Origin of the sequence: Catellatospora vulcania (assembly GCF_009720385.1) — a bacterium.
Taxonomy (GTDB): domain Bacteria; phylum Actinomycetota; class Actinomycetes; order Mycobacteriales; family Micromonosporaceae; genus Catellatospora; species Catellatospora vulcania.
The window spans coordinates 381,840-395,409 of the sequence record NZ_ML769302.1 but is presented as its reverse complement, the minus strand read 5'-3'; the positions used below and the strand labels follow the sequence as shown (position 1 = coordinate 395,409).

Genomic DNA, 13,570 nt, shown 5'->3' with positions numbered 1-13,570 from the left:
ATCGAGGCGGCGCCGGCCCTCGTGACCGTTTCACCAGGGGCTTACGGGCAGGTCCGGTTCAGAGTCCCTCGGCGACGGAGGCGGCGATACGCAGCCAGGCGTCCTGCGACTCCTCGGTGAGCCGGCCGTAGTCGATCGGCTCGCCGGAGTCGAGCATGCGCTCGTACGGCGCGATGAGCACGGCCCGGGTGCGCGCCGCGAAGTGCCGCTCGATGGCGGGGATGTCCAGCTCGCGGCGGCTCGGCGGCAGGGAGACGATGGTGACGGCCTGCCGGACCAGGCGGCTGCGGCCGGTCTGCTCCAGATGGTCGAGCATCCGGGCGGCGGTCTCCGCCGAGTCGTTGCGGGCGGACATGGTGACCACGAGCTGGTCGGTCGCGTCGATGGCGGCCTGCCAGTTCTCGGCCCGCACGTTGTTGCCGGTGTCCACCATGATCAGCTTGTAGAAGCGGCTGACCACCTCGCGGATCTCGGCGAAGGCGTGCGCGGTGAGCATCTCGCCCGCGGTCGCGGACTCGTCCGAAGCGAGCACCTCGAACATGCCGTCGCCCTGCGAGCGCACGTACTGCGACAGGTCGCCGACGCGGCTCTGCGAACCCTGGAACTGGTGCAGGTCGCGCATCAGATCGCGCACCGTACGCGAATGGAAGTCCTGCTGGGAACGCATACCGAGGGTGCCCTGGGTCTCGTTGTTGTCCCAGGCCAGCACGTACCCGCCGCGCTTGCGGCCGAAGGTCATCGCCAGCAGCAGCACGGCCACCGTCTTGCCCGCGCCGCCCTTCGGGTTGACCACGGTGATCTGCCGCAGGCCGCCGAAGTTGCGCCGGACCAGGTCGGTGGCGCGGCGGATCTCCTGCTCACGCTGGCCGGGGCTCAGGTTGAGCAGGCCGAACGTGGACTTGCGCAGCGCCGCCTGGATGCCCATGTGCGCGACCGGATCGGCGGGGCGGGTGGCGCGGCGGCGGGCGAACTCCTCGGCCGTCGGCAGGTAGACCTCACCCCCGCCGGAGCCGGGCTGCGGTGGGCCCGCGCCGAACTGGGGCGGCGCGGAGGCGGGCGTGGTAGGCAGCGGCGGGATGTGCGGGGTCGGCGACACCGGCCATACCCCCGGGGCGGTCTGCGGCGCAGGCACCGCCGTGACGGCCGGTCGCGGCGGAGGCACCGCGGCGGTCGCGGTATGGGGCCGGGCGCTCGCGTCCGGCTGGCTCGGCTCAGCGGGCGGGAACGGCACCGCGGCACGCGCTTCCGCCGGCGGGAAGGGAGCAGCGGCCCGCGCCTCGGCGGGCGGGAACGGCACCGCCGCGCGGGCCTCGACGGGCGGGAAGGGCGTGGTGGTCCGCGCCTCCGCGGGCGGCACCGGCACGGCGGCGCGGGCCTCGACGGGCGCCGCTGCGCGGGCCTCAGCGGCCAGGGTCGTCGCCGGGGCGCGGGTGTCGGTCGGCGGTGCGGGCACGGCAGGCCCGGCCTGCGGTGACACCTGCGCTGCCGGGGCCGTCGGTGGGGCGGGGACGGGCGGTGGCGGCGGGATCGGCGGGGCCGCCTGCTGCGGCGGCAGCGGGATCGGCGCGCTGTGCGGCTGCACCGGCACGGCGGTCGGCGGCAGCGGCACCGCGGTCCGCTCGCGCTGCGGCAGCGGCGGCACCTGCATGGTGCGGGTCAGGTCGGCGGCACCGGCCACGGGCTGCGGCGCCGCGAGCGGAATGCCCGCCTGCGGAGCCGGGACCGCGATCGGCACGCCGGCCATGGGCGCGCCCGACGTCGGCTCGGCCGGGCGCGGCACCGCGGCGGAGGCCCGCGCGCCCTGGCCACGGGTGATCTGCTTGCTGTCCTCGGCGGGGCCGCTGATCTCGTCCGGCGGCCACTCCCATTCCGTCATCGCCATCTCCCCAGTGCCGTCTGCCCCTGCAGCCTAGTCAGTGCGCACACCCCGCAGCAGGTCCCGTACGCCCGCCGCTCAGCGGATATAGACGGCCCACGCCGCAGGCTCCACCCACCAGGAGCGCTTACGGGTCAGCTCGCCGGATACCCCGTCGTCGGCGAACGGAACCTCGGTGTCGCGCGGAGTCACCGACACCGCCCGGCCACGCGCCCGGCGTACCTCGATCCGCAGCCGGGGCGCACCGAACAGCGGCTTGTGCCGGACCGGCACCGCCACCGCGACGTCGATCACGCCGTCGGCCGGGTCGACCGAGGTGAGCAGGGGCAGGCCGTCGAGCAGGGTCGCCCCGGAACCGTTGGCGACGGCGACCGCGAGCAGCGGTTCCGCGCCGTCGGTCAGCACCGCGTCGTCGACCTCCACCCGGCCCGCCCACTGCACCGGCTGGCCGTCCTCGGTGCTGCCGGCCAGCAGCACACCGTCGAGCGTCACCGAACCGCCGTCGTGGCGCAGCAGGTCCAGCCGCCGCGACCGGTCGCCCAGCACCGCCGCGGCCACCTCGGCCGGCTGCCGGGGCAGACCCAGCTGCGCGGCGAAGTCGGCCGCGCCCGCGTCGACGGGCAGCACCGCGACCGCGGGCAGGTCCGGCACGGTGCGTCCCGCGGGCAGCTCGGCGGGCCGCTTCGACGGGGCCGGGGCATACCGGCGCACCAGGCGGCGCAGCACGTGGCGCAGTTGCCCGTCGTCGGTGACCGCAATCACCAGCCGCGTCTTGCTGTCAGCGTCCGGCCAGGTCAGGCCGTCCTCGCGGGCAGGTCCGTCGAGCCGCGACAGCACCTGGTCGATCTCGGCGTCCGAGCACGCCACGACGGTCTCGACGCGGGCCCCGGCGGCGCGCAGCGCGTCCGCGCAGTGCAGCACCGGCACCCGCGGCCGCGGCGCGTCGCTGTGACCATCGCCATGGCCGTCGCCGCAGCCACCGGCACCGCAGCAGCCGCCTTCAGGCTCGGCCATGCTCAACAGCACCACGTCATACACAGCGCGTCGTCCTCTCGGGGTTCTGGCATTGCCCGGGCATGCGTGCCCGATCAAGCTGTTAGCCTGGCACCCCGGGGTCACCACAGCCGTGGGCGGCCCGCGGCTCGCCTAGGAGGCGAAGGAAAGATGCCAGCGATCGTGCTTCTCGGCGCCCAGTGGGGCGACGAGGGCAAAGGCAAGGTTACCGACCTGCTCGGATCACGAGTGGACTACGTCGTCCGCTTCTCCGGGGGCAACAACGCCGGCCATACCGTGGTCACTCCGGACGGCCAGAAGTTCGCCCTCCACCTGATGCCGAGCGGCGCGCTGCACCCCAACGCGGAGATCGTCCTCGGCAACGGCGTCGTGATCGATCCGAAGGTGCTGCTGGCCGAGATCGACGGTCTCGCCGAGCGCGGCGTGGACGTCTCCCGCCTGCTGATCTCCGCCGACGCGCACCTGGTCATGCCCCATCACCGGGCCCTGGACCGGGTCGTCGAGCGTTACCTGGGCACCGCCCGCATCGGCACCACGGGCCGCGGCATCGGCCCCGCCTACGGCGACAAGGTCGCCCGCATGGGCATCCGGGTGCAGGACCTGCTCGACCCGGGCATCCTCCGGCAGAAGCTGGAGCTGGTGCTGCGGGAGAAGAACCAGATCCTGTTCAAGGTCTACAACCGCAAGGGCTTCGACGTCGACGCCGTGGTCGAGGAGTACCTCACCTACGCCGAGCGGCTCAACCCGTTCATCGCCGACACCCGCCTGATCCTGAACAAGGCCCTGGAAGAGGGCAAGACCGTGTTCATGGAGGGCGCGCAGGCCACCCTGCTCGACCTCGACCACGGCACGTACCCGTTCGTGACCTCGTCGAACCCGACCGCGGGCGGCGCCTGCGTGGGGGCCGGCATCGCGCCGACCCGGATCAGCTCCGTGATCGGCGTCATCAAGGCGTACACCACGCGCGTCGGGGCGGGCCCGTTCCCGACCGAGCTGCACGACGACATGGGCGAGCACCTGCGCAAGACCGGCGGCGAGTACGGCACCACCACCGGCCGCCCCCGCCGCTGCGGCTGGTTCGACGCCGTCATCGCCCGGTACGCGGTCCGTGTCAACGGCATCACCGACCTCGTCGTCACCAAGCTCGACATCCTCTCCGGCCTCGACCAGGTCCCCGTCTGCGTGGGCTACGAGGTCGACGGCGAGCACCTCGACGAGATGCCCATGACCCAGACGGCCTTCCACCACGCGAAGCCCGTCTACGAGTACCTCCCCGGCTGGTTCGAGGACATCTCCAAGGCCCGCGACTTCGCCGAACTCCCCCACAACGCCCAGCGCTACATCGAACGCCTCGAAGAACTCTGCGGCACCCGCATCTCCATGATCGGCGTAGGCCCCGGCCGCGACGAAAACGTGGTCCGCCACGACATGCTGGCCCTGTAGCGCCCTTTCTGGTTGATCATGAACTTATGGCACGGCTCGACGGTGTGTCGCTGCCATAAGTTCATGATCAAGGCGGGCGTCGTCCTGGTTGTCCACAGGCGTTGTCCACAGGGGTTGTGAGCTGGGCAGGGGCGGCTCAGGCTGTCGGATGTGCTTGCTGTGCAACGACTTGCCGAGCGGCAGGACGGTCTGATCACCGCGGCCCAGTGCCGCGACCTGGAGTTATCCACCGCCTCTGTCAAGAGGTTCCTCCGGCAGGGGGTATGGCGGACGTTGAGCCGGGGCGTCTACCTGGTGGACGCCGACATGCGCGGTCAGCCGGACTCGCCGAAGGCGCTGGTGCGGGCCGCCGTGCTGACCGGCGGTCCGAACGCCGTCGCGGTGCTGGAGAGCGCGGCCGTCGTGCACGGGTTGCACGGGTTGCGGCCGCAGACCCGCCTGCACGTCAGCCTGCCGGGCAAGCTGGCGGTGCCGCGCCGGTCGGCCGAGGCGACGGTGGTGCCGCATCAGCTCACTCTCGCCGCCGGGGAGGTGACCGTGGTCGACGGCATCGCGGTGACCACGGTGCGGCGTACCGTCGCGGATCTGCTTCTCAAACTCGACCGCCTGGCCGCGGTGTCGGTGCTCGACTCGGCGCTCCACCAGGGATTGCTCTCCGAGGACGACCTCGCGGAGCTGCCGCGGCTCATGTTCGGTCGGCGTGGCGCCACGAAGGCGCGCGGCTGGATCGAGCAGGCGGATGGGCGGGCGGAGTCGCCGCTGGAAACGCGGGCGCGCCTGCGCTGCGCTGACGCGGGAGTGCCGCCCGACGAGTTGCAGGCGGTGATCCCCGACGCGTCCGGCCGCGTGCTCGCCCGCGTAGACATGCTCTGGCGCGCGGCGCGGCTGATCGGCGAGGCCGACGGCGGCGAGGTGCACGACCGCCCCGACGCCGTGTTCCGCGACCGTGAGCGCCAGAACGCCCTGGTCAACGCCGGCTACCGCATCATCCGCTTCACCTGGCCCGACACCCAGGACCCGCACCTCATCCCCCGAACCGTCCGCCGCGCCCTCGCTTTGACCGAGCCGGTTGATGCCGACCGGGCCGGCTGACGCGACCGGACCGCTGACGGCGACCGGACCGCTGACGGCGACCTACGGCTGGCCCGTCATGCCCTTGCCGGAGAGCCGGCTAGCTAGTTGATCATGAAGTTGTGGACATGAATCGCCGTCGACCCGTGCCATAAGTTCATGATCAACGGGGAGGGTAGGGTGGGGGCGTGCGGGTACTCGTGATCGGTGGTGGGGGGCGGGAGCACGCCCTGGTGCTGGGGTTGGCGCGGGATCCGGGGGTCAGCGCCGTGATCGCGGCGCCGGGGAGTCCGGGGATCGCGGAGGTGGCGTCGGAGCAGCGGGATGTGGACATCCTGTCGCCCGAGGCCGTGGCCGGGCTCGCGGTGGACGTCGAAGCCGACCTGGTCGTTGTGGGGCCCGAGGCGCCGCTGGTGGCGGGGGTCGCCGACGCGGTGCGGGCCAAGGGCATCCCGTGTTTCGGACCGTCCGGCAGCGCGGCGCAGCTGGAGGGGTCCAAGGACTTCGCGAAGCAGGTCATGACCGCTGCCAAGGTGCCGACAGCACGTGCCTTCACGTGCGGCACGGCGCAGGAGGCGGCGCGGGCGCTGGACACCTTCGGCGCGCCGTACGTGGTGAAGAACGACGGCCTGGCCGCGGGCAAGGGTGTCGTCGTCACCGATGACCGTGCCGCCGCGCTGGCCCACGCCGCCGAGTGCGGCCGCGTGGTCATCGAGGAGTACCTCGACGGGCCCGAGGTGTCGCTGTTCGTGGTCACCGACGGTGTGACCGCGGTGCCGCTGCTGCCCGCGCAGGACTTCAAGCGCATCTTCGACGGCGACGCAGGGCCGAACACCGGCGGCATGGGGGCGTACGCACCCCTGCCGTGGGCCCCGCCGAACCTGGTCGACCACGTCATGGCCACCGTAGCCCACCCGACGCTGCAGCAGATGCGCGACGCGGGCACCCCGTTCTCCGGCCTGCTCTACATCGGCCTGGCGATCACCGAGGGCGGCCCGAAGGTGATCGAGTTCAACGCGCGCTTCGGCGACCCGGAGACGCAGTCGGTGCTGGCGCTGCTGGACACCCCGCTGGGCGGCCTGCTGTACGCGGCGGCCACCGGCGAGCTGGCCGGCCACCCCGAGCTGCAGTGGAAGGATGCCTTCTCGGTGACCGTGGTGCTGGCGAGCGCCGGGTATCCGGCGAGCGCGCGTACCGGGGACGAGATCACCGGCGCGGCCGGGCTGATCCACGCGGGCACGAAGCGAGACGCGGACGGCGTGCTGCGTTCGGCCGGCGGCCGGGTGCTCTGCGCGACGGCGACGGGGCACGACCTGCACGCGGCGCGGGCGGCGGCGTACGAGCTGGTGTCGCACGTGGAGCTGGCGGGCGGCCAGTTCCGCACCGACATCGCCCTGGCGGCCGAGGAGGGCCGGGTCGTCTCCCCCTGGCGCTGACGCCGGTGCGCGGCCGCGGCCTGCGGTTCGGCCTGCGGTTCGGCTTGCGGTGCGGCCGTGACGCGCCGGTGCGCGGCGGGCAGCCGCACGAGATAGTGATCCACGCAGCGAGCTGACCAGTGGAAACGCGGATAGACCGTTAACAAGGGCACCTTCTACAACGCATAGCGTTGTGAAGGTGCCCTTGCTTTGCTCACATGGTGCGGAGGAGGCGGGGGATGACTTTGCCGGTGGCGGTGCGGGGGAGTTCGGGGACGAAGTGGACTTCGCGGGGGACGCTGAAGCGGGCCAGGTAGTGGCGGACGTACTCGCGTACCTCGTCGGTGTCGAGGTGCTGGCCGGGGTGCAGGACCAGGTACGCGGCGAGGCGCTGGCCGTACTCGGGGTCGGGGACGCCGATCACGGCTGCCTCGCGGACCTGCGGTAGCTGGGTGAGCAGTTCCTCGACGGGGCGGGGGAAGACGTTCTCGCCGCCGGAGACGACCATGTCGTCGGCGCGGCCGTCGACGTAGAGCAGGCCTTCGGCGTCGAGGTGGCCCAGGTCGCCGGTGCCGAGCATGCCGTCGGGGCGGTCGCCGGTCGGCGGCGGTGCGCCGGGGCCGCGGGTGTACCCCTCGAACAGCATCTCGTTGCCGACGTGGATCTCGCCTATCCGGCCGCGGGCCACGGGCAGCCCGGTCGGGTCGAGGATCGCGATCCGGGTGCCGTGCGGCGGGCGGCCCGCCGTGCCCGGGTCCAGGCGCAGGTCGGCGGGGGTGGCGATGGACGCCCAGGACGCCTCGGTGGAGCCGTACAGGTTGTAGAGGCAGTCGCCCCAGGTGTCCATGAACCGGGTCGCCAGGCCGCCGGGCAGGGCCGATCCGCTGACGGCGACGATGCGCGGCGGCTTCGCGGGCACGGCCCCCGCCTCGACCAGCCGCTGCAGCATCACCGGAACCGCGAACAGGGCGGTGCAGCCGTGCACGTCCACGGCGTGCGCGGTGGCCATCGGGTCGAACCGGCGCTGGAGCACCACCGTGGCCCGCATGGCCAGGGAGAGCTGCAGGGCGGCGTACCCCCAGGTGTGGAAGAGGGGCGCGGAGATCAGGATGCGCTCGCCGACGTTCAGCGGGATGCGGTCGATGATCGAGACCAGCGGGCCGAAGCCCGGCGGGGTGGGTCGCCGGGCGCCCTTGGGCGCGCCGGTGGTGCCCGAGGTGAGCACGATGGTGCGGCCCGCCCGGCTGACCTCGGACCAGCGCCCCTGCGGTGGGGTCTCGGCGAGCAGCGCGTCGACGCTGGACTCGTCGAGCCGCTCGCACGGCACGGCCGCGGCGACCGGCGCGAACTCGCGGTCGTGGATGAGCAGGCGCAGCTGCTGCTGCTCGGCCACGGCGGTGAGCTGCGGCGCGGACAGGGCCGTGTTGACCAGGACAGCGTCCGCGCCGAGCAGGGAGCAGGCGACCATGGCCTCGATCAGGCCGACGTGGTTGCGGCACATCAGCCCGACGCGTACGCCGGGCGCGACGCCCCGGGTGCCGCCGAGCGCGACGGCCAGGCGCTGGGCGCGGTGCAGGAGCTGGCGGTAGGTGATCGCCCCACGGTGCTCGTCGATGACGGCGGGACGGTGCGGGTCGCGTGCCTCGGCGGCACGCAGCTCGCCTGCGAGCGTGAAGCCCCACCGGCGCAGGGTGTTGAGCTGGTCGGCGACGCGGGTCGGGCTGCCGGGGCTGAGCAGCCCGCGGCGGGCCAGGGTACGGACAATGAAGAGCAGGTCCACGACGGTGAGGCCTCTCGTTCGATCGCCAGGGTTACCCGGATATTACTGAGCGGTAACTAAAATGTGAAGACGGCGGCCCACCTGAGTGGACCACCGTCTATGTTTCCGTGATGGCGGCGGCGAAGACCGCTGTTCGCTGCGAAGATCGCTGTTTGCGGTCAGAACCTGCGGTCTGACCGCACTTTCCGACCGCAAACAGCGATCTTCGCGGCAAGCCGAGCGCGCGAGCCGCCCGCCGCAGCCGCCCGCCGCAGCCGCCCGCCGCAGCCGCCTGCCGCAGCGGGCCTCCGCCGGCCGCCCGCGACGAGCCGGGTGCTGTCAGCGGAGTGAGGCGCCCGTGATGGCGCGGGCGATGACCAGGCGCTGGATCTCGCTGGTGCCCTCGAAGATGGTGTAGATCTTGGCGTCGCGGTACCAGCGCTCCACCGGGTGTTCGCGCAGGTAGCCCGCGCCGCCGAGGATCTGCAGCGCCTTCTCGGTCACGGAGACCGCGACCTCGCCGGCCTTGAGCTTGGACATCGAGCCCTCGCCCGCGGTGAAGGGCCGGCTGTTGCGGCCCATCCAGGCCGCCCGGTACACCAGCAGGCGCGCGGCGTCGATCTCCATGCGCATGTCGGCCAGCGCGAACGCGATCGCCTGGTTCTCCACGATGGGCTTGCCGAACTGCACCCGCGTCTTGGCGTACTCCAGCGCGTACTCGTACGCCGCCCGGGCGATGCCCAGCGCCTGCGCGCCGACCGCGGGCCGGGACAGCTCGAACGTGCGCATCGAGGCCTGCCCCGAGGAGCGCTGCCCGGAACGGGCCCGGGCCAGCCGCTCGTCGAGCTTCTCCTTGCCGCCGAGCACGCAGTTGCCGGGCACCCGGACCTCGTCCAGGAACACGTCGGCCGTGTGCGAGGCGCGGATGCCGAGTTTGCGCAGCTTGCGGGCGGTGTGCAGGCCCTTGCTGCCGGGCGGCACGATGAAGCCGGCCTGCCCGCGCGAGCCCAGCTCCGGGTCGACGACGGCGGTGACCACGTGCACGTTGGCGATGCCGCCGTTGGTGGCGTACGCCTTCTGCCCGGTGAGCACCCACTCGTCGGTGGCCTGGTCGTACACCGCGCGGGTGCGCATCGCGCCCACGTCGGAGCCGGCCTCGGGCTCGGTCGAGCAGAACGCGGCGACCTTCGGGTCCTCCTTGGTGCCGAAGCACTGCGGGACCCACTCGGCCATCTGCTCGGGGGTGCCGGAGCCGAAGATCCCGGCGACCGCGAGCGAGGTGCCCATGATGGCCAGGCCGATGCCGGCGTCGCCCCAGAACAGTTCCTCGCTGGCGATGCACATGGACAGGCCGCTCGGGTCCGCCCAGAGGTTCGCCAGGAACTCGAAGTCGTACAGGCCGATCTTGGCGGCTTCGGCGATGACGGGCCAGGGAGTCTCCTCCCGCTCGTCCCACTCCGCGGCGGCCGGGCGCACGACCTGCTCGGCGAAGCCGTGCACCCAGTCCCGCAGATCCCGCTGCTCCTCGTTCAGATCAAGCGAGAACTCCATGCTCACGCCCCCGGCTCCGGGGCGGTCCACCTGAGGGGGGTGGTCATGGGTCAGGCCTTGGGGATGTTGAAGAGGTTGGCGATGTTGGCCGCCAGTGCCAGGTCGCCCTTGGCCTTCAGCTTGCCGGTCATGAACATCATGACGGGGTTGCCGTTGCCGGAGACGACCTTGAGGAAGTCGGCGGGACCGACCGTCACGGCGAGCTTGGGCTCGTGGGACGGGGTCTCCGAGAGGGTGCACGCGCCGTTGGCGATGACCAGCTCGTAGGTGTCCGAACCGCCGTCGGCGGCGCCCGTGATGATCCAGTGGATGACCGCCTCGGTGTTGCCGGCGCGCTCCGGCCGGAACAGGCCGGGCATGCGGCGGAAGATCTCGTCCAGCACCTTCGTCCGCGTATCGCCGCTGAGCACCTCGTTCAGCTGGGCGTCAGACGCGTTCTTGACCAGCGACGCGAACTGCGCCGGGTCGAGAGAGCTGAAGTCAGACAGGTCGAAGTCGGCCATGATGTCCTCCATAACCATTGAAACTTACTCGTGCGTAACCTTACGACGGAGTAGGTAGGCTGGCAAGGTGCAGAGCCGACCGCTTCCTCCAGGTGACGACACGCCGCCTGCCCCGCGCGCCGGGGACACCCCGCGCGGCCGGGTGCCGCGCGCGGAGCGCGAGCAGCAGATGCTCGACGCCGCGGTGCTGGTGTTCTCCCGCCGCGGATTTCACCACGCCAACATGGACGAGATCGCCGAACTGTCCGGCGTGTCCAAGCCGATGGTGTACGCATACCTGGGCACCAAGGAGGAACTCTTCATCGCCTGCCTGCGCCGCGAGTCGGCGCGCCTGGTCAGCGGCCTGGCCGCGGCGGCCGATCCCACCCTCCCCCCGGACCAGCAACTGTGGCAGGGGCTCAAAGGTTTCTTCGAGTTCGTCGGCGCGCACCGCGACGGCTGGTCGGTGCTCTACCGGCAGGCCCGCACCCAGCAGCCGTTCTCGGTCGAGGTCGCGGCGATGCGGGTGTCGGTCGTCGAGGTGATCACCGACCGCCTCGACGCCGCGCTGCGCCACGAGGGCCGCCAGGTCAAACCCGACGACATCACCGCGATGGCGCTGACCCTGGTCGGCGCGAGCGAGTCGCTCGCCGACTGGCTCGCCGACCACCCTGACGAAGACCCCGGGCGTACGGCCACCCGCCTGATGAACGCCGTCTGGCTCGGCGCGGACCAGCTCATGCACGGCGTGGCCTGGCGTCCTCCGGCGTGACAGCACATTGAGAGAAGGGCCCGCTCACCCAGGTGAGCGGGCCCTTCGTCTGTGGGGAGCCGATCCGGCGGTGCTGCACGGGGGGACAGCACCGCCGAGACCGGCTCCGGTCCACCAGCCCGGCGGGCCGGGAGATGCGGTCAGCTCGCCGCCGGGCTCGGCGCGGCGGTGGGGCGAAGCACGGCACAGGCCTGCATCGCCGCCGCCACCTTCGGATCGGCGGTCGCGAGCTGCTGCCCGGGTGTGAACTCCACACCGCGTTCAGCGAGGCAGTTGCGGTACGCCGCGTTGGCCCCGTTGTCGCCCCGGTTGCCACCGAAGCCTCCACCGGGTCCGCCGCTGGGGCGCACCGCTACGCAAGCCTGCTGTGCCTGCTGCCATTTCTCGGCGCTCACGCCGTCCGGTGCCCGCATACCCCCGCCGGGACCGCCGAAACCTCCCGGTTGCCCACTGGGGCGTACGGTCGGCCGGGCGGTCGCCTGGTTCGTCGGGCGAGCCGTCGGCGCGCCCGACGGTCTGCCACCGCCCTGCCCGAAGTTGTCCGGCAAGGTGATCCCCTGCTCCTTCAGGCAAGCGGCGTACGCGGCGAACCCGTTCGTCTGTCCGGCGGAGGCGGGCTGGTCGGCGGTGTCGTCGCCGGAACCGCAGGCCGCGGCGAGGCCGAGCACGGCGATCGCGACGGCAGCGGTGAGGGCGGCGCGGGTCTGTCTCATCGGCGTCTTCACCTGCGCGAGCCTGCGCGCCCCGGCTCGGCGCTCGCTCGACCGCACCTCAGGATGGGCTGGGAGTGGCGGCTTTGAGGTGGCTCCGAGGTGAGCTGAAGCGATCACCGAGCGACGGCCGCGAGACTCCCGGCCATGACGTTCGTGGTGCGCGGAAAGCGACGCCGGTGGGTGGCCGCGGGCGCGGCGGTGCTCGTCGCCGTCGCGGTGGTGACGGTGGTCGCGGTGCAGGGCGGTGACCCGGCCCCGGCGGCCGCGGCGACGACGGCGGTGCAGCGGGGCGAGGTCACCTCGTCCGTCGCCGCATCGGGCAAGGTGTCCCCGGTCGCGAGCCGTGAGCTGGCCTTCTCCGTCGCGGGCACGCTGACCTCGGTACTGGTGAAGCCGGGTGACGAGGTGGTGGCCGGGCAGGATCTGGCGACGATCGACGACGCCGACGCGCAGGAGGCCCGCGACGACGCCGCCAACGCGCTGTCCGAGGCCGAGCAGGCCCTGGTCGACGCCCGAGCCGCCGCCACGGACGACACCGCGACGGGCTGCACGTCGGCGCGCAGCGCGGCGTACGGCACGACAGGCCAGGACGCGGTCACCGCCGGGTCGGCCGTCCTGCTGACCTACCAGGCCACGACGCCTCCCGCCGCGTCGACCACCGCGACCGCTACCGCCAGGACGTCGCCGACGCCGACGGGCAGCCCGACACCCTCGGCGTCGGCCTCCCCGAAGCCCTCGGCCTCGCCCTCCCGTACGCCCGCACCGAGCACCGGCTCCGGCTGCTCGTCCGGCGGTTCCTCCAACGGCTCCGGGGGTGCGACCGGTGGGCGGGGCAGTGGCGGGGACGCGATCTACTCCGCGGAGGTCGCGGTGAACAAGGCCGGGGCCGACCTGGCCAGAGCCGAGCGCGACCTGGCCGGCACCACCATCACGGCCCCCGTGGGGGCGAAGGTGCTCAGCGTCGGCGGCAAGGCCGGGGACGCGGTGAGCACCAGCACCTTCATCACGCTGGGCGTGGTCGCCACGATGATGGTCGAGGCCGAGTTCGCCGAGGCCGACGCGGTGAGCCTGGCGGTCGGCCAGCCGGCCACGGTGACCCTGGCCAACCGGCCCGACGAGACCCTCACCGCGACCATCGCCCAGGTCGCCGCCACCGGCACGGCCACCGGCACCCTGGTGCGCTACCACGTGCTGCTGGCATTCGACGGCACGCCGGAGGGCCTGCTGATCGGGCAGAGCGCCACCGCGGGCGTGGTGCTCGACCGGGCCGAGGGCCTGCTGCTGCCCCAATCCGCGGTCCGGGTGACCAGCGACACCACCGGCGAGGTGAAACTCCCCGACGGCACGCCCCGCACGATCGGCATCGGCCTGCGCGGCGACGGCGACGTCGAGGTCACCTCCGGGCTCGCCGAGGGTGACACGGTGCGCCTCAACGCCCGCTCCTGACCCACCCGCCCCGGACCGGACCATGGCG

At 72.7% G+C, this 13,570-nt stretch carries 11 protein-coding genes; 5 read left to right on the top strand and 6 right to left on the bottom strand.

From position 1 onward, the window contains the following. Positions 1–58: 58 nt before the first annotated feature. Positions 59–1,876, bottom strand: coding sequence for a MinD/ParA family ATP-binding protein (locus tag F6W97_RS40485; protein ID WP_230686447.1), 1,818 nt, complete (start codon positions 1,874–1,876; stop codon positions 59–61). A 78-nt stretch (positions 1,877–1,954) separates the two neighbouring features. Then, on the bottom strand, positions 1,955–2,914 hold the full coding sequence (locus F6W97_RS06095; RefSeq protein WP_155369140.1) for a diacylglycerol kinase family protein: 960 nt from the start codon (positions 2,912–2,914) through the stop codon (positions 1,955–1,957). Between the two features lie 126 nt (positions 2,915–3,040). Here F6W97_RS06095 and F6W97_RS06090 point away from each other — a divergent pair, with 126 nt between their 5' ends. From F6W97_RS06090 to purD, 3 genes are all read left to right on the top strand, one after another. Then, entirely contained in the window at positions 3,041–4,333 is a 1,293-nt protein-coding gene (locus tag F6W97_RS06090) for an adenylosuccinate synthase (RefSeq protein ID WP_155369139.1), read from the top strand. Between the two features lie 150 nt (positions 4,334–4,483). Next, on the top strand, positions 4,484–5,425 hold the full coding sequence (locus tag F6W97_RS06085; RefSeq protein ID WP_230686446.1) for a type IV toxin-antitoxin system AbiEi family antitoxin domain-containing protein: 942 nt from the start codon (positions 4,484–4,486) through the stop codon (positions 5,423–5,425). Between the two features lie 167 nt (positions 5,426–5,592). Next, positions 5,593–6,840, top strand: a complete 1,248-nt coding sequence (gene purD, locus F6W97_RS06080; protein ID WP_155369137.1) for a phosphoribosylamine--glycine ligase — start codon at positions 5,593–5,595, stop codon at positions 6,838–6,840. A gap of 193 nt (positions 6,841–7,033) precedes the next feature. Here purD and F6W97_RS06075 read toward each other — a convergent pair whose 3' ends face one another. The 3 genes from F6W97_RS06075 to F6W97_RS06065 all read right to left on the bottom strand — a co-directional run bounded on the left by F6W97_RS06075 (position 7,034) and on the right by F6W97_RS06065 (position 10,632). Beyond that, positions 7,034–8,599: an AMP-binding protein gene (locus F6W97_RS06075; RefSeq protein WP_155369136.1), complete on the bottom strand. Its 1,566-nt coding sequence runs from the start codon at positions 8,597–8,599 to the stop codon at positions 7,034–7,036. Positions 8,600–8,917: 318 nt separating this feature from the next. Beyond that, a complete protein-coding gene (locus tag F6W97_RS06070; protein WP_155369135.1) occupies positions 8,918–10,129 on the bottom strand; it encodes an acyl-CoA dehydrogenase family protein in 1,212 nt (403 codons plus the stop codon). Between the two features lie 50 nt (positions 10,130–10,179). Next, positions 10,180–10,632: an SCP2 sterol-binding domain-containing protein gene (locus tag F6W97_RS06065; RefSeq protein WP_155369134.1), complete on the bottom strand. Its 453-nt coding sequence runs from the start codon at positions 10,630–10,632 to the stop codon at positions 10,180–10,182. Positions 10,633–10,801: 169 nt separating this feature from the next. On the opposite strand from F6W97_RS06065, the gene F6W97_RS06060 reads away from it, so the two are divergent. Beyond that, positions 10,802–11,383 (top strand): TetR/AcrR family transcriptional regulator, encoded by a 582-nt coding sequence (locus F6W97_RS06060; protein ID WP_155369556.1) that lies wholly within the window; start codon positions 10,802–10,804, stop codon positions 11,381–11,383. Positions 11,384–11,523: 140 nt separating this feature from the next. On the opposite strand, the gene F6W97_RS06055 is transcribed toward F6W97_RS06060, so the two are convergent. Beyond that, positions 11,524–12,096 (bottom strand): hypothetical protein, encoded by a 573-nt coding sequence (locus tag F6W97_RS06055; protein ID WP_155369133.1) that lies wholly within the window; start codon positions 12,094–12,096, stop codon positions 11,524–11,526. A 144-nt stretch (positions 12,097–12,240) separates the two neighbouring features. On the opposite strand from F6W97_RS06055, the gene F6W97_RS06050 reads away from it, so the two are divergent. Further along, positions 12,241–13,542, top strand: a complete 1,302-nt coding sequence (locus F6W97_RS06050) for an efflux RND transporter periplasmic adaptor subunit (RefSeq protein WP_155369132.1) — start codon at positions 12,241–12,243, stop codon at positions 13,540–13,542. The last annotated feature ends 28 nt before the right edge of the window (positions 13,543–13,570 follow it).

Coding starts and splice junctions, on each gene's coding strand:
- F6W97_RS40485 (WP_230686447.1), bottom strand. CDS start 1,876: ATGACGGAATGGGAGTGGCCGCCGGACGAGATCAGCGGCCCCGCCGAG.
- F6W97_RS06090 (WP_155369139.1), top strand. CDS start 3,041: ATGCCAGCGATCGTGCTTCTCGGCGCCCAGTGGGGCGACGAGGGCAAA.
- F6W97_RS06070 (WP_155369135.1), bottom strand. CDS start 10,129: ATGGAGTTCTCGCTTGATCTGAACGAGGAGCAGCGGGATCTGCGGGAC.
- F6W97_RS06065 (WP_155369134.1), bottom strand. CDS start 10,632: ATGGCCGACTTCGACCTGTCTGACTTCAGCTCTCTCGACCCGGCGCAG.
- F6W97_RS06060 (WP_155369556.1), top strand. CDS start 10,802: ATGCTCGACGCCGCGGTGCTGGTGTTCTCCCGCCGCGGATTTCACCAC.
- F6W97_RS06055 (WP_155369133.1), bottom strand. CDS start 12,096: ATGAGACAGACCCGCGCCGCCCTCACCGCTGCCGTCGCGATCGCCGTG.
- F6W97_RS06050 (WP_155369132.1), top strand. CDS start 12,241: ATGACGTTCGTGGTGCGCGGAAAGCGACGCCGGTGGGTGGCCGCGGGC.